Source organism: Klebsiella sp. YJ (assembly GCF_002108615.1).
Lineage (GTDB): Bacteria > Pseudomonadota > Gammaproteobacteria > Enterobacterales > Enterobacteriaceae > Klebsiella > Klebsiella planticola.
In genome coordinates, this window is record NZ_MTEG01000018.1 from 53,537 (window position 1) to 80,125 (window position 26,589).

The following is a 26,589-nucleotide window of genomic DNA, read 5'->3' on the forward strand; positions in this document are numbered from 1 at the left end:
ACGCTGACCCGGCCTACGGTTCGGCATCAGTTAGCCTTTTGTAGGCCCGGTAAGCGCAGCGCCACCGGGCGAAAAGGCGCGCTATTTAAACAAGGCGTGGACGTTGTTCTGTTTGTAATTCAGCGTCGGGTGCAGTTCTTCAATCTCAAATGACAGCGCCAGATAGCGGCTCTCCATCAGAGCGGCGAAGTGGCTTTTAATCAGCCCGAACAGCATTTCGCCGACCTCTTCCCGGCTCTCCATACTCCGCCCGCTGCCGATTTTCAGCGTCATATGCACGAAGGCGTAATCCTGCCTGCCGTCGGCCATTTGCCAGGTGTCCAGCCAGATGGCGCGGCTGCGGATGCCACCTATCGGGAAGATGCCGGTGGCGGCCAACGCCTGATTAACCTGGGCGAACAGGCCGGGTAAATCAGCCTGTTCGCGGATGTTGTCGGTACATTCAGCGATAAAATGCGGCATAGTGGCTCCTTACGCCTGGGCCGGAAGCGGGAACACGGCGTTCACCTGGCCGGTGCCGGAACTGGCGAACAGGTCGGTAATAAACTCCACCTTGCCGTCATATTTGTCCCAGCCGAGCACGCCGAGCAGCATTACCGTGTCGTGCATATTGCCCTCGCCGTAGCAGTAGTCGGCGTATTCCGGCAGCATGGTGCAGAACTCTTTAAACTTGCCTTCACGCCACAGCTTCACCACGCGCTCATCCATCTGATGGTCAAACTCGCGGGTGTAGCTGTTCATCCCCTCTTCGGCGCGCTGGTCGTCGATAAAGCGGTGCGACAGTGAGCCGCTGGCGAACACCGCCACGGTACCGTCATATTTTTCAATCGCCTTGACGATGGCTTCGCCCAGCTTGCGGCTGTCGGCAAAATCGTGAACGGTGCAGAACGCGGAAATCGACACCACTTTGAAATGCTTATCGCTGTTCATGTAGCGCATCGGCACCAGAGTGCCGTACTCCAGCTTCAGGCTGGGAATGTTGTGCGCTTTCGCCCGCACGCCCAGTTTGACCGCTTCGTCGGCAATCAGCTGACCCAGCTCCGGGTTGCCGTCGTAGTCGTAGGTCATGTCGCGGATAAAGTGCGGCAGTTCGTTGCTGGTATAGATGCCTTTGAAATGGTCGGCGCAGTTAATGTGGTAGGCGCTGTTGACCAGCCAGTGGGTATCGAAAACGATAATGGTATCGACGCCCATTTCACGGCAGCGCTTGCCAATTTCTTTATGGCCGTCGATGGCAGCCTGACGGCAACCATGATTTTTCCCCGGTAGTTCAGAGAGATACATTGATGGCACGTGAGTGATTTTGGCGGCTAACGCTAATTTGCCCATGCGGTGTTCTCCTTACATAACCTGAATAGTGTGAGCCGCAGCCAGCCTGGGCGCGGCTCGACGGATGACGGTTATACGCCCCATTTCGGGATCGGATGGTCACCCATGGAAATACAGACGTTTTTCATTTCGGCGAACACTTCAAAGCTGTACTCGCCGCCTTCACGGCCGGTGCCGGAGGCTTTCACGCCGCCAAACGGCTGACGCAGGTCGCGGACGTTCTGGGTATTGACGAACACCATGCCGGCTTCGATGCCGCGCGCCAGACGCAGCACTTTGCTGATGTCCTGGGTCCAGATGTAGGACGCCAGGCCATATTCGATGTCGTTCGCCAGGCGCAGCCCTTCCGCTTCGTCTTTAAACGGCAGCAGGCAGGCTACCGGGCCAAAAATCTCCTCTTGCGCGACGCGCATCCGGTTATCCACGTCTGCCAGCACCGTCGGACGCAGGAAGTTGCCGCCTTGCAGATGCGCGGGCAGATCGGACGGCTTGTCCGGGCCGCCGGCCAGCAGGGTGGCGCCTTCTTCGATCCCGAGGCGAATATAGCCGGAGACTTTTTCCCAGTGCTGCTTGCTGATCAGCGCCCCGACCTGGGTATTCGGATCGGTCGGATCGCCCACGCGCAGGCGGTTGGCGCGTTCTGCAAAGCGTTTAACGAATTCCGGGTAAATGCTCTGCTGAATGAAGATGCGCGACCCGGCGGTGCAGCGCTCGCCGTTGATTGAGAAGATGGTGAACAGGGCGGCATCCAGCGCGCGCTCGATATCGGCATCTTCAAAAATCAGCACCGGGGATTTGCCGCCCAGCTCCATGGAATACTTCTTCAGACCGGCATTTTTCATGATGTTGCGCCCGGTGGCGGTACCGCCGGTAAACGACACCGCGCGGACGTCGTGATGACGCACCAGCGCATCGCCGGCGCTGGCGCCGTAGCCCTGCACCACGTTGAGTACGCCGGCCGGAATACCGGCTTCCAGCGCCAGTTCGCCCAGACGATCGGCGGTCAGCGGCGACAGCTCTGACATTTTCAGCACCGCGGTGTTGCCCAGCGCCAGACACGGCGCGACCTTCCAGGTGGCGGTCATAAACGGCACGTTCCACGGCGAGACCAGCGCACACACGCCGACCGGCTGCACGAGGGTGTAGTTGAGCATCTTGTCGTCAACCGGATAGGTCTTGCCGTTCATCTGCTGGCACACTTCGGCGAAAAACTCGAAGTTGTGCGAAGCGCGCGGGATCAGCACATTTTTGGTCTGATGGATCGGCAGGCCGGTATCAGCGGTCTCCATTGCCGCGATCTCCGGGACGTCGCGATCGATCAGATCGCCCAGCCGGCGCATCAGGCGCGCGCGCTCTTTCATCGGTAGGTTGGCCCATTTCGGGAACGCTTCTTTCGCGGCGGCAACGGCCTGATTCACTTCGGCTTCACCGCCGGAGGCGACTTCCGCCAGCACTTCGCCGGTGGCCGGGTTGGTGGTGTGGAAATACTCTGCGCCCGCGACGTTTTTGCCGTTGATCCAATGGTTAATTTTTTTCATGACAGCTTCTCCTCATACGCTTGCTGGCTGATGATGCGGTTGACCAGGCGGCCGACGCCTTCGACTTCGACGATCACTTCGTCACCCGGCACCACATCGGACAGCCCTTTCGGCGTGCCGGTGGCGATCATGTCGCCCGGTTGCAGGGTCATAAATTCGCTTAGGTAAGCGATCAGGAACGGAACGCTGAAGATCAGATCGGCCGTCGTGCCCTGCTGGCGCAGCTCGCCGTTGACCCAGGTGCGCAGAGTCAGATTATGCGGATCCGGGATCGCCTCTTTCGCGACGATCCACGGCCCGATGGGCGTCAGCGTGTCGCGGCTTTTCACCCGCAGGTTCGGGCGGTAGTAGTTTTCCAGATAGTCGCGAATGGCGTAGTCATTGCAGACGGTGTAGCCGGCGACATAGTCCATGGCATCGGCTTCGGCGACGCGGCGCGCGGTTTTGCCTATCACCACCACCAGTTCGGCTTCGTAATGCATGTACTCCACGTTGTCCGGGCGTACCGACTCTTGTTGATGACCGATAAAGGTGTTCGGCGCTTTGATAAACACCAGCGGCTCCTCCGGCGGCTTAAACTCCAGCTCGCTGGCGTGGTCGGCATAGTTCAGACCCAGCGCGAACAGCGTTCCGTCGGCGGGAGGCAGCCAGCGAAAGTCGCCTGCTTTAAGCAGGGTGCCATCGGCGAGGCGAAGCTGGTCGCGTTCATCGATCTGTGCGTCGTAGCGGGTGCCTTGCCATTCAATACGTGCCTGTTTCATGCCAGCTCTCCTTCTGCAACAACCGGGTTTTCCAGCGCCGGGAAACCTTCGGCGAGGATCCGCACGCGATCGCCGGGCTGCAGCGTGACGCGGGCGTGAGGGGTACCGATCAGGATGGCATCGCCGGGATTCAGGGTGGCAAACTCGCTCAGCGCGCTTAACAGTTCGGCGGCATTGCGCTGCAGATCGCCGGTGTTCCAGCTGTCGGCCTCGCGGCCGTTGATTTCAGTGATGATGGTCAGATTGTCCACGCTATGCACCGGGGCGAGGGTGCCGATGGGGCAGAAGCCATCGCGACATTTGGCCTTAATCGCCGGGCGGTAGAAGCTCTCTTCCGGCAGGCTGATGTCATTGGCCAGCGCATAGCCGGCGATAAAAGAGGCCGCATCGGCGGCGGAAACCTTACGCGCGGTTTTGCCGACAATCAGCGCGACGGTGGCGCCGCTCTGCACGGTTTCACCCTGCGGATAGGGAATGGCCTCGTTCGCACCGATGACGGTATTGCGCGGTTTGATAAACCAGACCGCGGTCTTCGGCGGGGTTTTGTAAGGGGCCTGTTGGAACGCGTCGCGCCAGGCGTCAAGCTGGCTGCGATGGTTAAGCGCAACGGCGAAGATGGTACCTTTCATTCACCACTCCTCTGGTACTGATGTCGGATGCTAAGGGATATTCATTAATATGTTAATGATCATCTTTTATTCCTTGTGGCGGGGTTTGGCAAACAGAAGTGAATGTTTTGTGATCTGATTAACAATAAATTTACAGTGTAAATTTTTATATGTTATTAATCAGTTTCTTATCGTTTTTTATTGTCTCAGCTGGTACTTTTCAGGTGCAGAAACCGGTTGCGTCATGGCAGGATAGGCGCTAATTATTAACTTATTAATAAACTTAAGAGTGCGATGTCGAGGGTATGTGATGCATGATTCGTTAACCATTGCGTTGTTGCAGGCGCGGGAAGCGGCAATGGGCCATTTCCGACCGATCGTTAAACGCCATAATCTCACCGAGCAGCAGTGGCGTATTGTGCGCATCCTTGCGGAAAATCCGTCGATGGACTTTCACGATCTGGCGTTCCGCGCCTGCATCCTGCGCCCCAGCCTGACCGGTATTCTGACCCGTATGGAGCGTGACGGTCTGGTGCTGCGTCTCAAGCCGGTCAACGATCAGCGCAAGTTGTATATTTCGCTGACGCCGGCGGGCTACACGCTGTATGAAAGCGCGCAGGCGCAGGTGGAAGAGGCCTATCGCCTGATTGAAGCCCAGTTCACCAGTGAAAAGATGCAGCAGCTGACTGCGCTGCTGGAAGAGTTTATTGCGCTCGGCAACCGTCAGGGGGCCGGGCACAGTGATGAGGAAGAGTAGCTCAGCGCATTGTTCGGGTATTGGCCAGCGTGATAAGGGTTTCGGCTCTGGCGGGAGAGAGCGGCTCGCGCGGCTGCGGTAGCGGCCAGCCGTACAGCCAGCGGGCGGTGGTCGCGCAGGTTTTTCCCTGACAGGCGCCCATTCCGCAGCGGCGGGTCAGTTTTGCCTGGTGCCAGCTATCGGCATCGGCAACGTCGCCGCAGCGTACATCTTCGCAGCGGCACAGCAGGCTATCCGGCGTGGCGGCGTTTTTCAGGCTCTCGGGCAGGGTGAATGTGCGGTTGACCGCATGAGCAAATGCCTGCCAGCGCCCGCGACGGGCAAAGAGGGCCTGGGCGCAAGCCTCGGCGTCAGCTGCCGCAAAGCCGGCAATTTCACCTTCTGCCAGCGCCAGTTCGCTGCCGCCAAAACCGGTGCATTCGCCCGCGGCGTAGATGTTCGCGACGCTGGTCTGCTGCCAGCGATTCACCGCTATTGCCTCGTCAGCCAGCGCGCAGCCGAAGAGCAGCGCGGTTTCAATATTGGCTACCAGGCCGTAACCGATAGCCAGCCGCTGGCAGGCGATTGTCCGTTCAATGCCGCGGGCATCGCGCAGCGTAATGGCTTCGAGCTGCGTCTCGCCGTGGGCGCGAATCACCTGGCTGCTGCTCAGATAGCGTCGCGGGGCGAGGGTAGCCAGCTGGCGAAGTTTTTCCGGCCAGCGCCACAGGCTGCTGCCAAAACGCAGTAATGCGCTGAGCGGGGCCTGCTCAACAATCTGTCGTACTTCACCTCCGCTTTTTTTCACCGTCGCGGCCACCGCCAGCAGCAGCGGACCGCTGCCGGCAATCACCACTTTTTGCCCCCGGAGCGTCAGACCGTGTTTGATTTGCGCCTGTAACCCGCCGGCGCCGGTGACGCCGGGCAGCGTCCAGCCGGGGAAAGGCAGCGAGAGTTCCCGTGCGCCGCAGCAGAGGATCAGCTTTTGCCATTCGACAAGCCCGCTGTCGTCGGCGGTTTCGAACAGGACGCTATGCGCCGAGGGGCGGGCGATAAGCCGGGCACCGTTCAGCGAGGTGATATTTTTCTCCGCAGCAACGGCTTCCCGGTAGCGGCGCGCCAGGGCAGGGAGCTGCACCTGCGGACCCTCGCGCCAGATCTGCCCGCCGGGGCGCGGATTATCGTCGAGGATAACGACCTGCTTACCGCAGGACGCGGCCGCCAGTGCGGCGGCGAGACCCGCCGGGCCGCAGCCGAGAATCAGAATGTCACAGCGCAGGGTTTGCATGGCAGCTCCTTTCAATCGTCATTCCGGGCTGGCACAGCGTCTGGCAGGCCAGCACCCGCCGTCCGTTGACGGTCACCCGGCACTCCTGGCAAATGCCCATGCCGCAAAAAGGGGCGCGGGGCTGTCCGCCGACGGCCACACGTGTGGTGGGATTCGTCGTCAACGACAGCGCTGCCGCGACGCTGATTCCCACCGGAACGTCGTGTGTTTTACCTTCAATCATCACCGGGATAGTCAGGCTCATGCGATAGCCTCTTTTTTCAGCAGGCGGGCCGGTAGCCACGCGTCGGGGGCTAACGGACAGCGCTCGCCCAATAACTGGGCGACGAGCAGCTCTGCGCTGGCGGGGGCGGTGGTGACGCCGAGCCCTTCATGACCCAGCGCCAGCCACAGGCCGGGACGCGACGGGTGGGGACCTATCAGGGGATTTCCGTCCTCTGACGCGGCGCGAAAGCCGCTCCAGCAGCGGATAATATTCAGCCCGGCCAGGGCGGGCAGGAAGTGCCGGGCGCGGTCGAGCATCTGCGCCAGCAGCGGCAAATCCAGCTGGCGTTCTGAGTTATCAAACTGCCGCGAAGAGCCGATCAGCAGCTGTCCGGTGGGGCGCGGCTGGACGTTAAACGCCACCGAGGTGCCGCCGCCGTGGGCGCTGGCACCGTAGCCCAGTTCGACCAGCTGATGATGGAGTAACGGGCCGTAGCGGTCGGTGATCGCCAACTGGCCTTTCTTTGCCCGCAGCCAGTTTTCCCCCAGCAGCCCATTGGCGCCGAGGCCGCAGGCGACAACGATAGCCGGTGCCCGCAGCTGTTTTCCGCAGGTCAACGTCACCGCCGGCTCGGCGATTTCCATGGCGCCTTCGGTGAGGCAGGTCAGGTTGTCTCCCGCGTCGGCGATAAACCAGCGCGCAACTTCAGGGGCGTAGACGATACCATCGCCGGGAACCCACAGTCCGCCCTGTAATCCTGCCTGCAGCAGCGGTTCTCGCTGCGTCAGCTGTGAAGGGGTCTGCATCTCGCTGGAGACCTGATATGCGGCCATCCGCCGCTGTTTTTCCCGGGCGATCTCCAGCTCCTGGGAGGTTTCCGCCAGCCACAGAGTGCCGCAGCCGCGCCAGGCGCAGCGCTCGGGCATTTGCGGCGTGAGGGTGCGCCAGCGTGCCAGTGACCAGGCGGAGAGCGCCAGTTCGGCGGGATCGTCATCCATACACACCAGATGCCCCATTCCGGCTGCGGTGGCGCCCGGCTGGCGATCGTCGAGCAGAATCACTTTTTGCCCGCGTTTCGCCAGCTGCCACGCGCAGGCGGCACCGACGATCCCGGCGCCGATCACGATGACGTCGCCGTGGTTCACGGCACGATCCCCCAGCAGAAGGGATCGTCCGGGTTGAGGATCAGCCGGGTATCGCCGCACACCCAGGCTGCGCCGCGGATCGTCGGAATGATACCGACGTCGCTGCGCGTATAGCTGGCGGTAAACTGGCTGCCGATAATACTGGCCTGCTGCCAGAGTTCGCCGGGCTGCAGCTTGCCATCTTCGGCCAGACAGGCCAGTTTGGCGCTGGTTCCGGTGCCGCACGGCGAACGATCCCAGGCTTTCCCCGGGCACAGTACGAAGCTGCGGCTGTCGGCATCGGCATCATCGGCAAAGAGTTCGATATGGTCGATTTCGCCACCGTCATCGCCGCGGATCCCGGCGGCTTCCAGCCCTTCACGTACGGCCCACGCATACTCGGTGAGCTGCGGAATTTGGGCGGGTTCGAGGGTGAAAGGGTGATCGTTGATGAGGAAAAACCAGTTGCCGCCCCAGGCAATATCACCGCTGACGGTACCCACCGCGGTGTTGACGCTGAGCTGCTTTTTGCTGCGCCGGGCAGGAACATTTTCCACCGAGACGCTGCCGTCTTCATGTAGCGTCGCGCTGACGTTGCCCACCGGCGTTTCAATCAGGTGGATGCCCGGCTTGATGCGACCAAGCCATGCCAGCGAGGCGATAAGCCCGATGGTGCCATGCCCGCACATGTTCAGAAAGCCGGCGTTGTTGAAGAAAATCACTCCGGCGGTTGCCTGCGGTGAGACCGGTTTGCACAGCAGCGCCCCCACCAGCACATCGTTGCCGCGCGGCTCCAGGATAACCGCCTGGCGCCAGCGATCGAATTCGCGGGCGAAGCGTTGGCGGCGCTCCGCCATGCTGCCGTTCCCGAGATCCGGAAAACCGTCCACGATCAGGCGGGTCGGTTCACCGCCGGTATGAGAATCAATGGCTCTGAGTTCAATGGGATGACGTGGCACAGTCATGGCTATCTCCGGAGGTTAACGATTTGTTTCATCATGCTGGCGCAACAGACCGCCTCCGGCTTGAACGCTTTCATCAGAGAAAATGACGAAATCGGCACAGTAAACGGCGGAGCCTGTTTATGGGTGGCATAGTTATTTCTTATTAATCATTTGCTTATTGCTGTGGTAAACCGAAAGTCGCGATCGCGCCAGCGGCGTACTCAGGGGAAAATATAAACCGGAGTCAGGATCGCAAAACGCGGTATTGCTGCTTGATGTGTTACCAAAAGGTGAATAAATATCCTCCCGTCACCCGCCATGAGGAAGCCTTATGTTCTGCGTTACTGCTGCTGCTTCGGAGCACGCTCCGGTTGAGGATACGGATCTGGCCGTGGATGAGCTGAGCCAGATTTGCGAAGGGCTGGCGCGCCAGCGTCCGGAAAACATGCCGTCGTTGCTCAATGCGCTGGCGCTTATCGCGCCGCTGCTGAACGCGATTCCCAATGTGGTCTTTTTTATCAAAGATGCCCAGGCGCGCTACCTGCTGGCGAACCTGACGCTGGCCCGTCGCTGCGGCTTTAAAAGCGTCTCCTCGCTGTTAGGCAAAACCTCGGCCGACGTCTTTCCATCGGCGTTGGGGCAGGGCTATACCGAACAGGATTTGCGGGTGTTGAGAGAGGGGGTGACCCTGCGCGACCAGCTCGAAATGCACCTCTATAACGGACGTGAGCGCGGCTGGTGTCTGACGCAAAAGCTGGCGCTGCGCGATGTTCACGGCCAGGTGATCGGCATGGCGGGGATCTCGCACGATCTTCAGGAGGCGCATGCCCGACACCCGGCGTGGCAGCGGCTGGCGATCGTCGACGATCATATTCGTCGCCACTACCATCGACCGATCACCATGGAAGAGCTGACCGGGTTGAGCGGCATGTCCGTGGCGCAGATCGAACGCTATTGCAAACGGATCTTTCACCTCACGCCGCGGCAAATGATCCATAAGGTCCGCCTCGAAAAAGCCACCGAGCTGCTGGCGGGAGAGACGCCGATTACCGATATTGCGCTACAGTGCGGCTATACCGATCACAGCGCCTTCAGCCGTCAGTTTAAAGCGATGACCGGCTCTACGCCGCGTGATTTTCGCCTGACGCTGGCGGGATAATCGCCGGCTCACACTTTTGTGCGACTGTGCTAATTTCGTCATCGTATTGGAAGAAAACCGACAAGCCGCCGGGTCCATGAAACGTCAATCTGTCAGTGAAAATTCACCATTCATTCACTTTGACTTAACAAAATGACGACAAGGAACCGAGCATGAGCAAAAAAGCGATTCACTGGAGCGGCGTATTTCCGGCAGTCAGCACGCAGTTTCGTCATGATTACTCCCTCGATTTAGACGCCACCCATGCGGTGATGAAAAACCTGGTCAGAGACGGTGTCTCCGGGCTGGTGGTGTGCGGCAGCGTCGGGGAAAATACCTCGCTGACAACCGAGGAAAAACTGCAGATTATTGAAGTGGCAAAGGATGCGGCGGGCGGCAAAATTCCGGTGATCGCCGGGGTCGCCGAGTTCACTACCGCGTTCGCGCAGAAGATGGCGAAAGAGGCCGAGCGCGTTGGCGTCGACGGGATTATGGTGATGCCGGCGCTGGTCTACTCCTCGAAGCCGCACGAAACCGCCGCTCACTTCCGCAGCGTGGCCACCGCCACCGACCTGCCGATTATGGTTTATAACAACCCGCCGATTTACAAGAACGACGTCACGCCAGATATCCTCGCCACCCTGACCGATTGCGACAATATCGTCTGCTTCAAAGACTCATCCGGGGACACTCGTCGTTTCGTCGATCTGCGTAACACCGTCGGCGACCGCTTCGTGCTGTTCGCCGGGCTGGATGACGTGGTGGTGGAGAGCATCGCCGTGGGAGCGGAAGGGTGGATTTCCGGAATGTCGAACGCTTTCCCGCGTGAGGGCGAAACCCTGTTCCGTCTTGCCGCACAGAAACGTTATGACGAAGCCATGGCGCTGTATCGCTGGTTTATGCCGCTGCTGCACCTGGATGCGCGCCCGGATCTGGTGCAGTGCATCAAGCTGTGCGAAGAGCTGCTGGGACGCGGCAGCGCCGTCACCCGTCCGCCGCGCCTGGCGCTGGAAGGGGAGACCCGTCAGCAGGTGGTGAACATTGTGGAACAGGCGCTGGCGACGCGTCCTGTGCTGCCGGACGTGGGCCTGTGAGGCGGGGAGCGACGATGAGCGAAACAGAAATGACGGCGGGTCGGCAGTTTATCGCCGGGCGTCGCGTCGCCAGCGGCGAAGCCACGCTCCTCAGCCTGAAGGCTGCGGATGGCGATGCCAACGGCCACCGTTTTTATCCGGCCTCCCGGGAGGAGGCCGCACTGGCGGCGCAGGCGGCGGCGCAGGCTTTTGCCGCCTATTGCGAAACCTCGCCAGAGACGCGCGCGCGCTTTCTGGAGACCATTGCCGATGAACTGGACCGGCTGGGCGAGACCTTTTTTGCCATTGCCCATGCTGAGACCGCACTGCCGCTGGCGCGTTTACAGGGCGAACGGGCGCGCACCAGCGGTCAGCTGCGAATGTTTGCCGGTCTGCTGCGGCGCGGCGATGTTCTGGGGGCGCGCATTGATACGGCGCTGCCGACGCGTCAACCCTTACCGCGAGCGGATCTGCGCCAGTACCAGGTGGCGCTTGGCCCGGTTGCGGTATTCGGCGCCAGCAACTTTCCGCTGGCCTTCTCTACCGCCGGCGGCGATACCGCCTCGGCGCTGGCGGCCGGTTGCCCGGTGGTGGTTAAGGCTCATCCCGGGCATATGGCAACCGCAGAGCAGACGGCGCAGGTCATCGTGCGGGCGGTGGAGAAATGCGCCTTGCCCGGCGGGGTGTTCAACATGATTTTTGGTACCGATATCGGTGCCGAACTGGTGCGTCATCCGGCGATTCAGGCGGTGGGATTCACCGGCTCGCTGACGGGGGGAAAAGCGCTACTCCAGCTGGCGCAGCAGCGCCCGCAGCCAATCCCGCTGTTTGCGGAAATGTCGGCGATTAATCCGCTGATTATTCTGCCCCAGGCGCTCGCCGCGCGTGCGGCGTCGCTGGCCAAAGATCTGGTGGCGTCGTTTACCCTTGGCGGCGGGCAATTTTGTACCCGCCCGGGGCTGATTCTGGCGCTCAAGGGCGAAGGGCTGGCGCGCTTTAAAGCCGCGTTATGTGAACAGGTTCAGGCCGCGCCCGCTCAGGTTCTGCTCAACGCGCCGACCCTGCACCACTATCGCGCCGGTGTCGAGACGCTCGACGCCTGTCCGGGTGTGCAGCGGCTGGCCAGCGGTGAAGCGGCCGGCGGCCGGCGGGCGCAGGCGTTGTTGTACCTGGCGACGGCGGAGGCGTTCATGGCACCGGATAGCGTGCTGCAAACCGAGGTGTTTGGCCCGCTGTCGGTGCTGGTGGAAGTGGCGGACGAGGCGCAGATGATGGCGCTGGTGAGTACGCTGCAGGGGCAGTTGACGGCGACGCTGCATGCCGATGCGGACGATCGTCCCCTGGCGACGCGTCTGCTGCCGCTGCTCAGCGATAAAGCCGGGCGGGTGCTGTTTAACGGCTATCCCACCGGCGTGGAAGTGTGCGATGCGATGGTGCACGGCGGCCCCTGGCCGGCCACCACCGACGCGCGCGGCACATCGGTAGGGACCCGGGCGATCGAACGTTTTCTGCGGCCGGTTTGCCTGCAGAACGCCCCTGCCGCGTTGCTGCCGCCGGCCTTGCAGGATGCTAACCCTTTGAACCTGCTGCGCCTGGTGAACGGCCAGTGGACCCGGGAAGCGATTTCCCCCTCATGTTGACGGAAGGGCATCACGATGACTATTCACACTACGCATAACAGTCAAACCCGCGTTGCTGAGTCGGGTAAGTTTAAAAAGCAGCTGACCTTAACCGATCTGACGTTTATTGGCCTGGGGGCGATTTTTGGTTCCGGCTGGCTTTTTGCCGCCAGCCACGTCGCGTCGATTGCCGGGCCCGCCGGGATCGCCTCGTGGGTGATCGGCGGCTTTGCGGTTTTGCTGCTGGGTATCGTTTACTGCGAACTGGGGGCGGCGCTGCCGCGCGCCGGGGGGATTATTCGTTATCCGGTCTTTTCGCACGGTGAGTTGATGGGGTATCTGCTGGGTTTTATTACGCTGATTGCCTTCTCAAGCCTCATTTCTATCGAAATTGTCGCCGCCCGTCAGTATGCCGCCGCCTGGTTCCCGGCGCTGACCCAGCCGGGATCCAGCTCGCCGACCCTGCTGGGCTGGGTGGTGCAGTTCCTGCTGCTGTGCTTTTTCTTTGCTCTTAACTACTACAGCGTCAAAACCTTTGCCCGCTCGAATAACTTTATCAGCGTGCTCAAGTTCCTGGTGCCGCTGCTGGTGGTGATTACCCTGTTCACCTTCTTTAAGCCGGAAAACCTGCATACTCAGGGGATTGCGCCGTTCGGTATGTCCGGAGTAGAAGCGGCGATCAGCGCCGGCGGGATTATCTTTGCCTATCTGGGCCTGACGCCGATTATTTCCGTCGCCAGCGAGGTTCAGCATCCGCAGCGTACGATTCCGGTGGCGCTGATTCTGTCGGTGGTGCTGTCGACCATTATCTACGTGCTGCTGCAGCTGGCGTTTCTCGGCAGTATTCCGACGGAAATGTTAAGCGGCGGCTGGGCGGAAGTGAGTAAACAGTTCTCGCTGCCGTATCGCGATATCGCTATCACCCTCGGTATGGGCTGGCTGGCCTTTATGGTGATTAGCGATGCGATCATCTCCCCGAGCGGTACCGGCAATATTTACATGAACGCGACGCCGCGCGTTATCTACGGCTGGGCGAAAGCCGGAACCTTCTTTAAAGCCTTTACCCACATTGATAAAGAGTCCGGCATTCCGCGTCCGGCGCTGTGGTTGACCTTCGGTCTGTCCATCTTCTGGACGCTGCCGTTCCCCTCCTGGGAGCAGCTGATCAGCGTGGTCTCTGCCGCGCTGGTGTTGAGCTATGCGATCGCGCCGGTGACCGCCGCAGGGCTGCGCCGTAACGCGCCGGATCTGCCGCGTCCCTTCCGCGTGCGGGCGTTCGCGATTATTGGGCCGGTGTCGTTCATGATCTCCGCGCTGATCGTGTACTGGTCCGGCTGGACCACGCTCTCCTGGCTGCTGGGGCTGCAAATCGTCATGTTTGTGGTCTACATCCTGTGCAAAGGTAAAGTGCCGGTACATACCGTCAGCCTGGCGCAACAGGTGAAATCCTCGCTGTGGCTGATCGTCTTCTATGCGCTGATCATGCTTTTTTCCTGGCTGGGCAGTTTTGGTGGTACTAATGAGATACCTCACCCCTGGGATACGGTGCTGGTCGCGGTGATGTCGCTGGCAATTTATTACTGGGGCGCGCGCAGCTGTCTCCCCCAGGCTAATTTTAGCGGAGACGAAGAAGAGTAGAGGAGAAGGTCATGGAAACGGTAACCCTGTCGTTACCCGAAGCTTATGCGCTGGCGATGCGGGCGCTGAGCGCTAATGGATTCAACGAGGATCACGCGGCGGCGGTAGCGCGCAACGTCACCGGTGGGGAGCGCGATGGCTGCGCTTCCCACGGCCTGTGGCGGCTGTTGGGAATCGTTGACACCCTGCGTAAAGGTAAGGTCTCCCCGGATGCCGGGCCGCAGATTGACGACCGGGCGCCGGGGATTGTTCGCGTCGATGCCGGCGGCGCGTTTTCGCTGCTGGCGTTTGAGCGGGCGTTGCCGCTGCTGGTGGAGAAGGCGCGCCGCAGCGGTATCGCCGCGCTGGCCATCAACCGCTGCGTGCATTTTTCGGCGCTGTTTGCCGATATTGAACCGTTAACGGATGCCGGCCTGGTCGGACTGGCCTGTACGCCGGGCCATGCATGGGTGGCGCCTGCGGGCGGCAGCCTGCCGCTGTTTGGCACCAATCCCGTCGCCTTTGGCTGGCCGCGGGGAGATAAGCCGCCGTTTATTTTTGATATGGCCACCAGCGTGGCGGCGCGCGGCGAGATTCAGTTGCATCAACGTGCCGGGAAAGCGTTGCCGGAAGGATGGGGGATTGATAGCCAGGGTCAGCCGACCACGGACGCCGGAGAGGTGCTGGCCGGGGCGATGCTGACCTTTGGCGGCTACAAAGGCTCAGCGCTGGCGGCGATGGTCGAGCTGCTTGCCGGGCCGCTGATTGGCGATATGACCAGCGCGGAATCGCTGGCGTGGGACGGTGGCGCGGGCGGGCTACCCTATGGCGGAGAGCTGATTCTGGCGCTGGATCCGCAGCGGTTCCTCGGCGCGGAGGCTGATGCGCATCTGGCTCGCGCGGAGACGCTGTTTAACAGCATGCAGGCTCAAGGGGCGAGACTCCCGGGCGAACGGCGCTATCTCTGCCGTCAGGAGAGTGAACGCCAGGGCGTCACCATTAGCCGTTCGTTATTTGATGAGATTTCCGCGTTGAGCGAGTAGTTGAGCCGCCTGCGGATTTGTCGGGGCCCGGGCAACGGGAGGGCGGTGGTTTCCCCGGTGGCGCGATGCCTGGCGACGGGAGAATGGGTTTTCTGGCAGCCAGATAAGGCGGCTGCCGCTATCCGGGAACGTCATCAGAACAAGGTGTCCAGCTCCTCGGGCAGGGGGGCTCGTCATCGACCGGCCGCAGGGGGATCCCCTTGCCGAAGCTCAGACACGGATGGCGGTGCCAAACACCACCATGCCGCCGATTTGCATATCGCAGCCCTGACCGAAAACGGCTTACAGCGTCAGGCGCATGGCGCAGCGCGTTTCCGGCGGCAGACCGTGTTCCGTTTCCAGCTCCCTTTTCGCCGCCAGTCCCGCCGGCAGCCTTAGCTCGCTCAGCATTGAAAATCCCAGACGCGTGTAAAACGGCGCATTCCACGGCACGTCGCGGAAGGTGGTGAGCGTGACCGCCGGATATGCCGCCTGCCGGGCAGTCTTAATGACCTGCTCCAGCATCATGCGGCCAATGCCTCGTCCCTGCCACGCCTGATGAACGGCGATCTCGACGATAAACAGCGCATCATCCAGCGGTTCGATCAGCAGGAAGCCTATCGGTTGTTCATCGGCCACGGCCAGCAGGCTATGGTCAGTTTCAAGGAACAGCCGGTGGCGCTCGGGGCTTATTACTTCGCTTTCCGCCAGCCAGGCTAGCGCCGGGATCTGGCGAAAAGACTGGGCCGCCGAGCGCTCAATTGCGGGCAGGAGAGGAATGTCGCGCTCTTGAGTCAGGCGTAACGTCGCGGCGGCAGTTATAGTGTTAGTTTTCATCACCTCAGCATAGCAGCCTCCGGGAGAAATGTATGGAGCTTACCGCCGTTTCCGCTACCCAGTTCAGCGTTGCGCAACTCACGACGATCCTCAGCGACTGTTTTGAAGATTACCTGGTGCCGGTTTCGCTGCCGCTGGCGGTGTTCGTTCAGCGTTTCAGCTCTGAGGGACTGAGCCTGCTTGATTCCTGCGTCTGGCTGGATGGCGAGACGCCGGCGGCAATCGCCATCGTGGCCCGGCGCGGCGATGAGGCGAGGCTGGCGGCCTTTGCGGTGCGTCCGGCCTGGCGTGGAAAAGGCATGGGCCGTCGGCTGATGACACCGCTCATGACCTCGCTACGCGAGCAGGGCGTGCGGCGGATGTGGCTGGAGGTGATCCGCGAAAACTATGCGGCGGTGGCGCTGTATCAGTCGTTAGGCTTTGTTGTACATCATGGGCTATGCGGATTTGTCAGTACCCGGGCAGAGGATGCCGCGGCAGCGGTGCTGGAAGAGGGCGATGTGCTCCCTCTGCTGCGCAGAGCCGGAGCGGAGATCAATGGTCGTCTGCCGTGGCTGATGGACCCGTTTACCTTCGCTACGCTGCCATGCCGGACGCTCACTCTGAATCAGCAGGCTTTTGCGGTGCTGGCAACCTTAACCTCCACGCCGCAGCTACAGTTTTTGTGGGTTGAGCCCTCCGTTCGCGGCCGCGGACTGGCGCATGAGATGCTGAGGGCGCTGGCCCGGCAGTTCCCCGGCCTGAGTACTTCGGTGATTATTCCCGAATCATTTACGCCGCTGTTTAGCGCAGCGGGGTATGCGACCCTGGCGCTAAAGCAGTATGAGATGTGCGTGGAGTTCAGCGGGTAACCGCCTGCCGAATGCTAGCGAATGCGCCCCGGTTCAGGTCATGAGCCGGGGCGGCAGAGTTAACCGTCGCTTTTTACCACTTTAAGATCCACCATGCCGATTCCCAGCTGACGCGGCGCGTGGCCAAGGATATTCCCTTCGTTGGTGGACTGCGGATCCGGCGGGACGATAATCAACGTATCGCTGCGTGACGGGTTGTCGAAATGTAGCGTGGTGGTGGAGACCTCGTTGGCCAGGGTGAGGATCTGTTCGCTGTTGCCCACGCGGACCGGGATCGGTTTATTGGCGTTCGGCCCGTAGGCTTTGGCGGTAATCACCAGATCGAATTTTTCCGGTAGCGGTTCTTTATATTCAATCTTCACTTCGCTGCCGAGCTGGGCGTTGGACCAGCGGCCCCACGATTCCGGGCGGGAAATCCCGCTGAACTGCCTGACCTCTTCCGGCGCGCCGGCAACGTTAAAGACAAAGCTGTCGGCTTTGTAACGAATATCGTTATCGACGATCTTCAGGGTATCGACGTTGCCTTTGTAGCGCTCCATATCGATAACGGTATCTTTAAACGCCGTTTTTCCCTGCCACCGGGGCTTATCAACATGCTGCACCTTCTGTTCGCCGCCGAGCTGGCCCTGGGAAACGCACCAGTCGGTGGAGAGTGCCAGTTCAGAGGACCACAGCTGGCCCATTTTGTAGCAGCGATCGATCCACACGAAGTTATCCCGTGGGGCAAAATCGGCCAGCTGGAAGCGCAGCGGGGCGGAATATTCGCTCTCCGGCAGCGGCTCAACGCGTTTATCGGATACCCGCAGCAGCAGGGGGAGGCGGAAATGGCTGCCGGAGAATGAGATGGTGTTCTTTTGGCTGTCGATGGTGAAGTCTTTCATCTCTTTCGGGAAGTTCCACAGGCGGATGATATCCGGTTTCCATGCCAGCACTTTCTCTTTCATATTCATGAAAATACCGGACAGCGATTGCCCGGACAGGCTGCTGCGGCCCAGACCGATAAAGTTATCGCCGCCAAGGATGTCCAGCACCGTGGCGCCGTTGTCCATGGTATTGCGCTTCACGGCCAGCGTCTCCTGCTGCGGCTGGTCGCCGCGCAGAACAAAGAACAGGTTGCTGCGATCCTGCTTGTTGAGATAGTCCCAGGCGGTGTTTTTCATCGCCAGATGATCGGAAGAGACCACGATGACCGTATTTTTGAAATACGGGGAGGCTTTGATTTTCTCAATCAACGCCGCGATATGCTCCTGACTACAGGTGACCGCGCTAAAGGAGAGGTTCTTTTTCCCGCCGATATCATAGCTTTTACGCTGGCAGGTGCGGGAGATAAAGCCGTCCGGATGGTGGGTGTCGACCGTCAGCGCAAAGAGCGAGAAGCGTTTACCGGATTGAGAAAGCTCTTCGAATTTTTTCCAGGTTTCATCCAGAACGGTGTCATCGTAGAAGCCCCAGTCATTGCGGTAAGCGGGGTCGGCAACCGTGCTTTTCAGCTCTTCAGCGCCGTACAGGTAGTCAAAACCGTGGGATTTCAGGAACACATCTTTGCCGGCGAAACGCAGGTTGGCGCCCTGCACGAAATAGTTTTCATAGCCGGAGTTTTTCAGAATGTCGCCGAGGCAGATATTCTGCGGGAAGAAGCTGGAGACCGAGGCGGAGGCGTTGCCTTCAAACGGCGCAAACAGCGGAATACCGCACTGGGAAGCCACCATGCCGGCGATGGTGTAATCGGTACCCGGAAGCTGGGTGGTGTTGCTGAAATCGAGTCCTTCGTTTTTTAGTTTGCCGAGTTCGGGCGTCAGGTCGGGAAAGGCGTCGTTATCAAAATAGGTGCGTTCGAGGCTTTCCCCGTAGATATAGACCAGGTTCAGCTTCGGGTTCGGAATGCTCTTCGCCGGCTCTTTGTAATAGGTGATAAAATCGGGATCGCCGTCGCGGGACTGCGATTTGACCAGTTCGCTGATTTGACGAAACGCCGGGCTGGCATCCACGGAGGCCAGCGCCAGCACCAGTGCCAGCAGGCTGTAGCCGAAGTGATGAGGATGGTGGCGGCGACGACGTAACACCCATCCCAGCGCGCTGAATACGGTCACCAGCGCCGCCACCAGCCCGACGCCGGGAAGAATATATTTACTGACGCCGGCCCCGGTCAGGCTGTTGGTCAACGTATAGAGGACCGCGTCGTTAATACCGTCCCCGGTGAAGTAGTCGCTGGCATAGAGGGTAATATTAAGAACCACAAACAGCCCCAGCACCGTTAACGTGGCGGCAAACCACCAGGTGTTACGACCGGCTTTTAAGGCATAAATCACCACCGAGGTGAGGAACAAGGCGATGGATAACAACTCTGACACAATTCATCCTCATTAGCGCCAGTTGACCGCTGGCAGGATAGACTATTTTCCACGCTACACTGTAATTGCAGTGCCATATGGCTGCAATTGTAGAGTCATGAAACTGTGCAGTAGTTCAGAATTGGTTTAGAAATGGTCATTTTTGATCGGGGTCACATCCCTCAACCACGGGATTGTGTGCTGAAGAATGACGAAAATCATGGCTGCGGCCGCGTTAACAGCGCTAAGGCAGTAAACGCGGCGTCAGTGAAAAAAATCAGGAGAGGAAGTTAACGCCCTGTTTTAAGACCAGATCGCAGGCTTTGGTTTTTACTTTCTCCGCCAGCGGGCTGCTGCCGAGCGTGTTGAGGTTCAGCTGCTGACCGCTATTATTGCTCAGAAGCCCCTGCAACCCTTCCAGATAGCTGGTGTCCTCTTTCTGTTTTTCCGGCGTGCTGAGGCCGAGTTTATCCAGAACCTGATTTTTGACGTTTTCCGTGTTGGTGACCGAGGCCAGTTTTTGTTTGGCACAGTAGGACATAATCCCGGCGGCATTGTTCATGCTGCTGGCGGTCAGGGACTGATTGCCGCCGTTCAGCAGGCTGGTCAGCGAGGACATCGACAGGGCGCCGCTTTCCTGAGAGCCGCTCTGGCTGCTAAGCTGGCTGGCGGCGCTGGAGAGGGAGTCCTGCCAGGAAGCCGCGTGGGCGCCGGCGGTAAAAAATACGCCGGCAATCAAGGTCGTGCGGAATAAGAGTTTTGCAGATTTCATCAGTGTACTCATCATGGTTACTTAAGCATTTCTGCAGTATAACCCCGGCAGGGTTCGGAAATATCTCAATACTCTTTGCCGGTGACCCGATGACGATAGCTGTCCCAGTTGAAGATGACCCACAGGCTGTTGCCAAGACGCATACGATCCATGACGCGCTCGCCGAGCAGCTTGTTCATCTCGTCCATGTTGCTGTTGGTCAGCATCCCGGTCGGGCGCTTTGAGGAGGAGCGGCGATCGACGATCTGATTGATGATCACTTTTTCGTAGCGCGACTCCGTCTGCATCCCGATCTCATCGATCACCAGCAGATCGACCTTGCTCAGATCGTTAAGGAGCTGTTCTTCGCTGGTTTCCCGATTGCCAAACGTCTCTTTCATCGCCGACATAATATCAGCGACGGTGATGATCAATACCGATTTCCCGCGTAGCAGCAACTCGTTGCAAATGGCGGCAGCCAGATGGTTTTTGCCGGTGCCGGGTTTGCCGGAAAAGATGAAACTGGCGATGTTGCCATCAAACTCTTCAACGTACTGGCGTGCCCTGGACAGCGCGTTCATCTGGCCTTCGCACTCGACCCGGTAGTTTTCAAACGAACAGTTCTGGTGCAGCGGACGGATGCCGGAGCGGTTAAACGTCCGCTGCATTTTCATGGCGCGGTTTTCGCGCTCCAGCGCTTCAGAACGCAGTTTGCCCTGCTCTTTTTGCCAGGCCAGCAGCTCTTCGCCGGTTTTAAACGCCGGTTCGACATGGGCTGGCATCATTTTTTGCAGACGCTTCATCAGGTCGCCAACGTTTTTCATGCTCATCCTCTGAAACCTCGTGGAATATGGCTATCCGGTTCGCTGACCGTATTCACATCGCGCCGCGGCTGGCCGCCGTTGCTGGCCCGGCCGATCTGTACGCTGCGCGCCAGCTTTTGCTGCCATTGCACATGATGAAAGACTTTGCCTTCTGCCTGCCAGTAGGCGACAAACGCCGCCAGCTCTTCCGGCGTCACCGGTTGGCTGAGGGCGATGCCCCAGAGCGCGGCCATGCGCTGGAAATCCGCGTCCGGCTGCCAGTCGGCATACATGGCGAATTTCCCCACGGGGATAGCGGTTGGCGCTGCGCTGGGTTCGTCGAAAAACTGCGTATCGAGCGCAACATCGCTGCCGGGGCGAGCCAGTTTTGCTTCCAGTTCCAGCAGCTGCGCCAGGCGTTCCGGCGTGAGCGCGTAGAACGCCGGGGCATTGTTGGCAAAAACGGCAACCGCGCCGCTGGCCGATTTTGCGAGAACGGCCGCGTGGTCCTGAATAAAATCATCCAGGCCGCTAAAATCGGTGGTTAATATTCGCGAAGACATAACACTATCTCAATTCTGAACAACAATAGAGAGGGGTCATCGCCCCCGGATACCTGTCGTCTTTCAGGCGCTTTATTGCTGACTACGGGCGTTAATCCGACCCGCTGGCTTCAGGCAGCGGGTCGGGATCGCCTCTGCTGTCGCAGTAAAGCAAACTGAAATCCATTGGCTATAGTAGCACAGCGTCGGGCCAAATCCCTGCTATACCCGTGGGCGCTTACGGTACAGCCAGAGACCCGGAATGGAAAGACCGATAGAGAGGGCGCCAACGATGGAGGAGGCCTTGAGGAAATTACTCAGCAACATGATCATCATCTCTTCCGAGTAGCCAAAATGGCTGATTTTCACCGCCGAGATCATTGCCGTATAGGCGGAAATTCCGGGGAACATCGGGATCACGGCCGCGACGGTGAAAATTTTGGGATGCGCCAGGTACCAGCGGGACCATTGAATGCCGATGCTGCCAACCAGCAGAGCGGCGAGGAACGTTGCCCACTCAATATTGAACCCTGCGGTCATCATCACCATGCGCGAACCGTGGCCGATTGCTCCCAGCAGCGCACACCAGCGCAGCGCGCGCTGCGGTACGTTAAACACCATAGCAAACCCGGCGGCCGGAATGGCCGACAGCGCCATATCCTGAAGCAGCGTGAACAGATACGAAATTATGCCCATCCGCGTAGCCCCCACATGGTCATTGCCATCACCACGCCAATGCAGGTGGCCAGCGTCAGCAGGCTGGCCAGCGCCCAGCGCGCCAGGCCGGTATTGATATGCCCTTTAAACATATCCGCAACGGCGTTAATCAGAGGGAAACCGGGCACCAGCAGCAGCACGCTGGCGGCCATCGCCACCGTTGACGTGTTGGTAAAGGCGGGAAGGCGCAGCATCAACCCGGAGATGGTGGTGGCGACAAAGGCGGTGATACAGAAGTTTATCTGCGGATGCATCGAGCGATGGGTCAGGAGCTGGCGAATATACATGGCGATAGTGCTGGCGCAGAAGGTGACCAGCGCACCGTCCCAGCCGCCGTTGTTGAGCTTGCAGAAACAGGCGCAGGAGAGTCCCACCATCAGAACCACCAGCCAGCGCGGATAGCGCAGCGGCTTAATCTGCGTAAAGCGCTTCTCCACATCTTTATAATCCAGCAGCTTATGCTCGGCCATAATCACAATATGCTGCACTTCCGTCACTACGTGCATATTGATGCCGCGATCGACGTTTTTACGCGTAGAGGTCAGGCACTCGCCGTCTTTAATCGTCGTGAGCACAATTGCATTCGAGGAGATGGCGCTTTCAACGCTGTCCATACCGAGCGCCCGCCCCAGACGAGTCGAGAGCTCCTCAACCAGCGCGCTCTCTGCGCCATGCTGTAACAAGAAAAGTCCACACTGAATACATAGTCGCGTAATTGTGCGCTGAACTGCCCGATCTGCTTGCATAAGTACCCGCTGTCCGTCACATCCGATGCCGTCATGTCTGTTGATACTTTAACCTGAACTCGCGCTTTCTCTGAGGGGGAGCGGATCAAACAATGTGCAAAAAGTCTCCGCAGGCGGCCGAAATAGAATTTGAACTCCGCCACACTTCTTTAAAACTGTTGGAAAGTGCATTTTTTGTACGGATTTTTGCCTTCTTTTTCTCGCCCGGGTTATCAAAAATGCAGGAGAGAACTTTTATTAAACAAAAAACAAACAAATAATTAACCACTGAGAGTGAGGCAATCCTATGAAAACACAGGTCGCGATTATCGGGGCTGGCCCCTCCGGGCTGCTGCTGGGGCAACTGTTGCATCGTGCCGGGATCGAAACCGTTATTCTCGAGCGGCAAACGCCGGACTATGTGCTGGGGCGTATCCGGGCGGGGATTCTGGAAAGCGGCACCGTCGGTCTACTGCGAGAGGCCGGAGTATCGCAGCGCATGGATGCAGAGGGGCTGGTGCATCATGGGGTTGAGTTTTTATTTGAGGGGCAGCGGGTACCGGTTGCGCTGACGGAGCTGACCGGTGGAAAAAGCGTGATGGTATACGGCCAGACCGAAGTGACCCGGGATTTAATGGCGGCTCGGGCTGACTGCGGCGCACCGATCATTTATGGCGTCAGCGAGGTGATGATTCAGGATGCGAAGAGCGATCGGCCGTCAGTCTCCTTCGTCAGCGGCGGGGAAATCTGCCGCCTGGAGTGTGATTTTATCGCCGGTTGCGATGGTTTTCACGGTGTCTCGCGACAAAGCATCCCGCGTGAGATTCTTAAAGAGTATGAAAGCGTCTGGCCGTTTGGCTGGCTGGGTCTGTTGTCAGACACGCCGCCGGTTAACCCGGAGCTGATTTATGCTCACCATGAACGGGGATTTGTTTTATGTAGTCAGCGCTCACTAACAAGAAGCCGCTACTATTTGCAGGTGCCGCTGAGCGACAAGGTTGACGCATGGTCGGACCAACGTTTCTGGGACGAGCTGAAGCGCCGCCTGCCGGATGAGCTGTCTGGCAAGTTAGTGACTGGTCACTCACTTGAGAAAAGTATTGCGCCGCTGCGCAGCTACGTGGTGGAGCCGATGCAGTACGGGCGGCTGTTCCTGGTGGGCGATGCGGCGCATATCGTGCCGCCGACCGGAGCAAAAGGGCTGAATCTGGCCGCTTCCGATGTGAACTATTTGTGGCGCATTCTGCGGGAGTATTATCACCGCGGCCGCACCGATCTGCTGGCGAGCTATTCTCGTTTTGCTCTTGATCGGGTGTGGAAAGGGGAGCGGTTCAGCTGGTTCATGACTCGCCTGCTGCATGATTTTCCGCAGCAAAGCGAGTTCGATAAAAAAATGCAGGCGGCAGACCGTCGCTATTACCTCGGATCGCGCGCCGGGTTGACCACCATAGCAGAAAACTATGTGGGTTTGCCCATGGAGCGAGTGGCGTAGGGAATCAACAGCTGGAGTTGTCATGCAGGACACCAATACCGTTCCCGTTTTTAAATTATATGGCGAAGAGCGCGACTGGCCTACGCCCGATCTCCTGCACTGCGAGTCGATTGTGCAGCGCAGCAGCCTGTATGAGTGGCATATCCGCATGCATCAGCATGCGGAGATGGTGCAGCTGCTCTATTTACATAAAGGCAGGGCGGAGATCGAAATTGAAGGGACAACTACCGTGATGACCGAATCCTGTATTCAGGTGGTACCGGCGTTGTGCATTCATGGGTTTCGTTTTTCACCCGGCACTCAGGGTTATGTTCTGTCGCTGGCGCTGCCGCTGCTCAGCCATTTTGAACGCCAGTTTGGCCGCCAGCTTGATGTTCTCGCTCAGCCGCAGTGCGTGCCCGTAAAGCACTCTCGCGGGCATATCCGTGCGCTGTTTACAGCACTACGGGAAGAGTATTGCGAAGAGCTGGATGCCCGGGAAATGATGCTGCACTCGCTCTTAGGCGCGCTGCTGGTTTGGCTGAACCGGCAGTGCCTCCCGACGTCGGTCGCCGAAGGGAAAGCGGAACGAAAGCGCAGCGTCATGCGTCATTTCTCTCGCCTTATTGAAAGCCATTACCGGGAACATCTGCCGCTGGCAGAATATGCCCGCCAGGTTGGGCTGTCGGCGACGCACCTCAATTATTTGTGCCGTGAATTTCATGGCTGCAGTGCTCTGGGTGTTTTGCACCAAAGACTGATGCTGGAGGCGCGGCGTAATTTGCAATATACCACGATGACTGTGACTCAACTTTCTGATTACTTAGGGTTTTCAGATGCAACTTATTTTTCCCGTTTTTTTCGTCGCTATAGTGGCGTGTCGCCAAAAACATTCAGGAATGAAATTAAATAAACTCTGATGTGATAGGTTTGCGTAATTCTTTCTAAAGTCTGCTTTCATTTTTTCTAATTTATTGTTGCTCTTTATGTATGCTAATGTCGTTTATTGCGAAGGCCAGCAATGCAATTCCCCACACTAACATTTGGTACAGAGCGTAGGGCCGAAACGTTCGCCAGGGGTGACACAGATTCACCTGGCAAAATAATATTATGGTTGCCAGGGGGCCATCTGTTTTATGCCAGACGTGAATCTTCTACAGAAAACGGAGGATTTATGTTACCAGGACATGATCAGTACGGCATCATCATCAGCAAACTTCCGGTTATGCAGTCCGGTTTAAAAACAATCACCAGTGAATGTCTCCCCGACTATATATTCAGCCGCTGCCGTTCGCCGGAGGAACTCACGCTAACCGAACTGGGTCGAACCCGGCTGGTCATTGTCGACCTGTCCGGCGTTCTCAGCCAGCCTCAGGAAGTTTGTGAATATTATTGTTTTTTAATGACTCAGTATAAAGATATTCATTGGGTTTATATTATCGGACGCGCCAGCGATCGCGAGGCTCAGATATTTTTAGCTCGCGATAACAGTACATTAGTTTCCGACACGGCGCCGGTGGCACGTTTAGGTGCAGCGATATGCACGGGAGGAGCGAGGCGCCCGGAGGAGTCGTCTGCCTCCAGTACTAAAGCGACTTTTCTCAATACGCAAACCGATACGGTGTCGATGAGCCCGGAGATGGTAAGCACTTTGACTTTATCTGAACGCAAGGTTTTACGGCTGCTGGCAAAGGGCTGGGAAATTAATCAAATAGCCTTCTTATTGAAAAAAAGTAATAAAACGATTAGCGCGCAAAAGAATAGCGCCATGCGCCGTTTATCCTTGAATGGCAATGCGCAGATGTATGCCTGGATTAATAGCGAACAAGGGATGAAAGAGTTAAATATATCCTCAGAATATGGAGAGTCGCAGGAATGGAGAAGCGTAACGAAGCGCAACGCATTGCTGTCATCGAACAGTGCGTGATGACCGAGACGGCGCTTCGTTTTATCTTAAACGATCGTTATAACGAAAATAGTGGCGTTCATTTTTTCAAAGATATTCAGTCATTGACGCAAACGATGAATATCAGGCATGTCACTGCGATTATTTTTTCACTTTCCGGTCATCGTCAGCTGCGACTGGAAAGTTTACTTTTTTTTCAGGAGGCTGCTTATACCCATCCGAATATTCTGCGAATTATTCTGGCGAATAGCGGAGAAGAGCGTGACTTAATTACTCAACTGGTGCCATTTCACCTGCACGGCGTGTTAAATAAATCCTGCGGTCGTGAAACGTTGCAGGAGCAGCTATTTCAGCTACTTGAGCAGCAACTCACCCCTCTTAACGAACCAGCCAGCCGCAAGGCGCTCTACGGTCATCGCCTCAGTTCAATCGAGCAAACAATTCTTCGCTATATCGCCTGCGGCCATTCATTGTCAGAGATAGCGGTTCAGCTGGACCGGAATATCAAAACCATTCATGCCCACAAATACAATGCGATGGCCAGGCTGGGCATCAGCTCAGCTCTCGGTCTGCTGAGCGCAGCCGATATACTGATCCATCTCCCGCCGCCGTGCGGCGGAGATGCTGCGGAGGCAGGGATAGCGTAGCTGTGCT

Annotated in this window: 25 protein-coding genes and 1 pseudogene; 11 read left to right on the forward strand and 15 right to left on the reverse strand. The window is 58.5% G+C overall.

The features are described from left to right. Positions 1-81: 81 nt before the first annotated feature. The 4 genes and pseudogenes from BV390_RS18920 to BV390_RS32120 all read right to left on the reverse strand — a co-directional run bounded on the left by BV390_RS18920 (position 82) and on the right by BV390_RS32120 (position 4,257). On the reverse strand, positions 82-462 hold the full coding sequence (locus BV390_RS18920) for a 5-carboxymethyl-2-hydroxymuconate Delta-isomerase (RefSeq protein ID WP_032689611.1): 381 nt from the start codon (positions 460-462) through the stop codon (positions 82-84). A gap of 9 nt (positions 463-471) precedes the next feature. After that, positions 472-1,329, reverse strand: a complete 858-nt coding sequence (gene hpaD, locus BV390_RS18925; protein ID WP_064793503.1) for a 3,4-dihydroxyphenylacetate 2,3-dioxygenase — start codon at positions 1,327-1,329, stop codon at positions 472-474. A 71-nt stretch (positions 1,330-1,400) separates the two neighbouring features. After that, positions 1,401-2,867, reverse strand: a complete 1,467-nt coding sequence (gene hpaE, locus BV390_RS18930) for a 5-carboxymethyl-2-hydroxymuconate semialdehyde dehydrogenase (protein ID WP_032698218.1) — start codon at positions 2,865-2,867, stop codon at positions 1,401-1,403. Then, positions 2,864-4,257: pseudogene (locus BV390_RS32120) on the reverse strand (fumarylacetoacetate hydrolase family protein). The gene hpaE and the pseudogene BV390_RS32120 overlap by 4 nt, the downstream one beginning before the upstream one ends. Before the next feature lie 289 nt (positions 4,258-4,546). On the opposite strand from BV390_RS32120, the gene hpaR reads away from it, so the two are divergent. Continuing rightward, positions 4,547-4,993, forward strand: coding sequence for a homoprotocatechuate degradation operon regulator HpaR (gene hpaR, locus BV390_RS18950; RefSeq protein WP_032689606.1), 447 nt, complete (start codon positions 4,547-4,549; stop codon positions 4,991-4,993). A gap of 1 nt (position 4,994) precedes the next feature. Here the strand turns inward: hpaR and BV390_RS18955 are convergent, their stop codons facing one another. Genes BV390_RS18955 through BV390_RS18970 form a run of 4 tightly spaced genes read right to left on the reverse strand, consistent with a single transcriptional unit; the run spans position 4,995 to position 8,554 of the window. Continuing rightward, positions 4,995-6,260: an FAD-dependent oxidoreductase gene (locus tag BV390_RS18955; RefSeq protein ID WP_085397221.1), complete on the reverse strand. Its 1,266-nt coding sequence runs from the start codon at positions 6,258-6,260 to the stop codon at positions 4,995-4,997. Beyond that, a complete protein-coding gene (locus BV390_RS18960) occupies positions 6,241-6,504 on the reverse strand; it encodes a 2Fe-2S iron-sulfur cluster-binding protein (protein WP_046853125.1) in 264 nt (87 codons plus the stop codon). The genes BV390_RS18955 and BV390_RS18960 overlap by 20 nt, the downstream gene beginning before the upstream one ends. Beyond that, complete coding sequence (locus tag BV390_RS18965; protein WP_085397222.1) at positions 6,501-7,610, reverse strand: NAD(P)/FAD-dependent oxidoreductase; 1,110 nt, start codon at positions 7,608-7,610, stop codon at positions 6,501-6,503. Before BV390_RS18965 ends, BV390_RS18960 begins: the two co-directional genes overlap by 4 nt. Then, positions 7,607-8,554, reverse strand: a complete 948-nt coding sequence (locus tag BV390_RS18970; RefSeq protein ID WP_085397223.1) for a 4-hydroxyproline epimerase — start codon at positions 8,552-8,554, stop codon at positions 7,607-7,609. The genes BV390_RS18965 and BV390_RS18970 overlap by 4 nt, the downstream gene beginning before the upstream one ends. Before the next feature lie 310 nt (positions 8,555-8,864). Here BV390_RS18970 and BV390_RS18975 point away from each other — a divergent pair, with 310 nt between their 5' ends. The 5 genes from BV390_RS18975 (at position 8,865) to BV390_RS18995 (ending at position 15,023) form a co-directional block, all read left to right on the forward strand. Then, complete coding sequence (locus BV390_RS18975) at positions 8,865-9,692, forward strand: AraC family transcriptional regulator (RefSeq protein WP_032689601.1); 828 nt, start codon at positions 8,865-8,867, stop codon at positions 9,690-9,692. 152 nt (positions 9,693-9,844) lie between these two features. Continuing rightward, positions 9,845-10,765 (forward strand): dihydrodipicolinate synthase family protein, encoded by a 921-nt coding sequence (locus tag BV390_RS18980; protein WP_032689600.1) that lies wholly within the window; start codon positions 9,845-9,847, stop codon positions 10,763-10,765. 14 nt (positions 10,766-10,779) lie between these two features. Further along, positions 10,780-12,384: an aldehyde dehydrogenase (NADP(+)) gene (locus tag BV390_RS18985; protein WP_085397224.1), complete on the forward strand. Its 1,605-nt coding sequence runs from the start codon at positions 10,780-10,782 to the stop codon at positions 12,382-12,384. A 15-nt stretch (positions 12,385-12,399) separates the two neighbouring features. Then, positions 12,400-14,001, forward strand: coding sequence for an APC family permease (locus tag BV390_RS18990; RefSeq protein WP_046853121.1), 1,602 nt, complete (start codon positions 12,400-12,402; stop codon positions 13,999-14,001). Between the two features lie 11 nt (positions 14,002-14,012). After that, positions 14,013-15,023, forward strand: a complete 1,011-nt coding sequence (locus BV390_RS18995) for an Ldh family oxidoreductase (protein WP_032698211.1) — start codon at positions 14,013-14,015, stop codon at positions 15,021-15,023. A 282-nt stretch (positions 15,024-15,305) separates the two neighbouring features. Here BV390_RS18995 and BV390_RS19000 read toward each other — a convergent pair whose 3' ends face one another. Further along, entirely contained in the window at positions 15,306-15,839 is a 534-nt protein-coding gene (locus BV390_RS19000) for a GNAT family N-acetyltransferase (RefSeq protein ID WP_085397225.1), read from the reverse strand. Between the two features lie 32 nt (positions 15,840-15,871). On the opposite strand from BV390_RS19000, the gene BV390_RS19005 reads away from it, so the two are divergent. After that, the gene (locus BV390_RS19005) at positions 15,872-16,690 is read left to right on the forward strand and encodes a GNAT family N-acetyltransferase (protein ID WP_032689597.1); all 819 of its coding nucleotides are present in this window, start codon (positions 15,872-15,874) and stop codon (positions 16,688-16,690) included. A 59-nt stretch (positions 16,691-16,749) separates the two neighbouring features. Here BV390_RS19005 and opgB read toward each other — a convergent pair whose 3' ends face one another. The 6 genes from opgB to BV390_RS19035 all read right to left on the reverse strand — a co-directional run bounded on the left by opgB (position 16,750) and on the right by BV390_RS19035 (position 22,579). Next, a complete protein-coding gene (gene opgB, locus BV390_RS19010; RefSeq protein WP_085397226.1) occupies positions 16,750-19,041 on the reverse strand; it encodes a phosphatidylglycerol--membrane-oligosaccharide glycerophosphotransferase in 2,292 nt (763 codons plus the stop codon). A gap of 256 nt (positions 19,042-19,297) precedes the next feature. Further along, on the reverse strand, positions 19,298-19,792 hold the full coding sequence (locus tag BV390_RS19015) for a YjjA family protein (protein ID WP_032689595.1): 495 nt from the start codon (positions 19,790-19,792) through the stop codon (positions 19,298-19,300). A gap of 65 nt (positions 19,793-19,857) precedes the next feature. After that, positions 19,858-20,595 (reverse strand): DNA replication protein DnaC, encoded by a 738-nt coding sequence (dnaC, locus tag BV390_RS19020; RefSeq protein ID WP_015585195.1) that lies wholly within the window; start codon positions 20,593-20,595, stop codon positions 19,858-19,860. 2 nt (positions 20,596-20,597) lie between these two features. After that, complete coding sequence (gene dnaT, locus BV390_RS19025) at positions 20,598-21,137, reverse strand: primosomal protein DnaT (RefSeq protein ID WP_032697935.1); 540 nt, start codon at positions 21,135-21,137, stop codon at positions 20,598-20,600. Positions 21,138-21,338: 201 nt separating this feature from the next. Beyond that, positions 21,339-21,812 (reverse strand): threonine/serine exporter, encoded by a 474-nt coding sequence (locus tag BV390_RS19030; protein WP_032689593.1) that lies wholly within the window; start codon positions 21,810-21,812, stop codon positions 21,339-21,341. Beyond that, complete coding sequence (locus BV390_RS19035; protein ID WP_032689592.1) at positions 21,803-22,579, reverse strand: threonine/serine exporter family protein; 777 nt, start codon at positions 22,577-22,579, stop codon at positions 21,803-21,805. The genes BV390_RS19030 and BV390_RS19035 overlap by 10 nt, the downstream gene beginning before the upstream one ends. A 286-nt stretch (positions 22,580-22,865) precedes the next feature. Here BV390_RS19035 and pobA point away from each other — a divergent pair, with 286 nt between their 5' ends. The 4 genes from pobA to bglJ all read left to right on the forward strand — a co-directional run bounded on the left by pobA (position 22,866) and on the right by bglJ (position 26,582). Next, positions 22,866-24,050, forward strand: a complete 1,185-nt coding sequence (pobA, locus tag BV390_RS19040; protein ID WP_032689591.1) for a 4-hydroxybenzoate 3-monooxygenase — start codon at positions 22,866-22,868, stop codon at positions 24,048-24,050. Positions 24,051-24,072: 22 nt separating this feature from the next. Further along, the gene (locus BV390_RS19045) at positions 24,073-24,942 is read left to right on the forward strand and encodes a helix-turn-helix domain-containing protein (protein ID WP_032689590.1); all 870 of its coding nucleotides are present in this window, start codon (positions 24,073-24,075) and stop codon (positions 24,940-24,942) included. A 261-nt stretch (positions 24,943-25,203) separates the two neighbouring features. Next, complete coding sequence (locus tag BV390_RS19050) at positions 25,204-25,956, forward strand: helix-turn-helix domain-containing protein (RefSeq protein ID WP_064385483.1); 753 nt, start codon at positions 25,204-25,206, stop codon at positions 25,954-25,956. Further along, a complete protein-coding gene (gene bglJ, locus BV390_RS19055) occupies positions 25,905-26,582 on the forward strand; it encodes a DNA-binding transcriptional activator BglJ (RefSeq protein ID WP_227517241.1) in 678 nt (225 codons plus the stop codon). The genes BV390_RS19050 and bglJ overlap by 52 nt, the downstream gene beginning before the upstream one ends. Positions 26,583-26,589 lie beyond the last annotated feature (7 nt).

Coding starts and splice junctions, on each gene's coding strand:
- BV390_RS18920 (WP_032689611.1), bottom strand. CDS start 462: ATGCCGCATTTTATCGCTGAATGTACCGACAACATCCGCGAACAGGCT.
- hpaD (WP_064793503.1), bottom strand. CDS start 1,329: ATGGGCAAATTAGCGTTAGCCGCCAAAATCACTCACGTGCCATCAATG.
- hpaE (WP_032698218.1), bottom strand. CDS start 2,867: ATGAAAAAAATTAACCATTGGATCAACGGCAAAAACGTCGCGGGCGCA.
- hpaR (WP_032689606.1), top strand. CDS start 4,547: ATGCATGATTCGTTAACCATTGCGTTGTTGCAGGCGCGGGAAGCGGCA.
- BV390_RS18955 (WP_085397221.1), bottom strand. CDS start 6,260: ATGCAAACCCTGCGCTGTGACATTCTGATTCTCGGCTGCGGCCCGGCG.
- BV390_RS18960 (WP_046853125.1), bottom strand. CDS start 6,504: ATGAGCCTGACTATCCCGGTGATGATTGAAGGTAAAACACACGACGTT.
- BV390_RS18970 (WP_085397223.1), bottom strand. CDS start 8,554: ATGACTGTGCCACGTCATCCCATTGAACTCAGAGCCATTGATTCTCAT.
- BV390_RS18975 (WP_032689601.1), top strand. CDS start 8,865: ATGTTCTGCGTTACTGCTGCTGCTTCGGAGCACGCTCCGGTTGAGGAT.
- BV390_RS18980 (WP_032689600.1), top strand. CDS start 9,845: ATGAGCAAAAAAGCGATTCACTGGAGCGGCGTATTTCCGGCAGTCAGC.
- BV390_RS18985 (WP_085397224.1), top strand. CDS start 10,780: ATGAGCGAAACAGAAATGACGGCGGGTCGGCAGTTTATCGCCGGGCGT.
- BV390_RS18990 (WP_046853121.1), top strand. CDS start 12,400: ATGACTATTCACACTACGCATAACAGTCAAACCCGCGTTGCTGAGTCG.
- BV390_RS18995 (WP_032698211.1), top strand. CDS start 14,013: ATGGAAACGGTAACCCTGTCGTTACCCGAAGCTTATGCGCTGGCGATG.
- BV390_RS19000 (WP_085397225.1), bottom strand. CDS start 15,839: ATGAAAACTAACACTATAACTGCCGCCGCGACGTTACGCCTGACTCAA.
- BV390_RS19005 (WP_032689597.1), top strand. CDS start 15,872: ATGGAGCTTACCGCCGTTTCCGCTACCCAGTTCAGCGTTGCGCAACTC.
- BV390_RS19015 (WP_032689595.1), bottom strand. CDS start 19,792: ATGAAATCTGCAAAACTCTTATTCCGCACGACCTTGATTGCCGGCGTA.
- dnaC (WP_015585195.1), bottom strand. CDS start 20,595: ATGAAAAACGTTGGCGACCTGATGAAGCGTCTGCAAAAAATGATGCCA.
- dnaT (WP_032697935.1), bottom strand. CDS start 21,137: ATGTCTTCGCGAATATTAACCACCGATTTTAGCGGCCTGGATGATTTT.
- BV390_RS19030 (WP_032689593.1), bottom strand. CDS start 21,812: ATGGGCATAATTTCGTATCTGTTCACGCTGCTTCAGGATATGGCGCTG.
- BV390_RS19035 (WP_032689592.1), bottom strand. CDS start 22,579: ATGCAAGCAGATCGGGCAGTTCAGCGCACAATTACGCGACTATGTATT.
- pobA (WP_032689591.1), top strand. CDS start 22,866: ATGAAAACACAGGTCGCGATTATCGGGGCTGGCCCCTCCGGGCTGCTG.
- BV390_RS19045 (WP_032689590.1), top strand. CDS start 24,073: ATGCAGGACACCAATACCGTTCCCGTTTTTAAATTATATGGCGAAGAG.
- BV390_RS19050 (WP_064385483.1), top strand. CDS start 25,204: ATGTTACCAGGACATGATCAGTACGGCATCATCATCAGCAAACTTCCG.
- bglJ (WP_227517241.1), top strand. CDS start 25,905: ATGGAGAAGCGTAACGAAGCGCAACGCATTGCTGTCATCGAACAGTGC.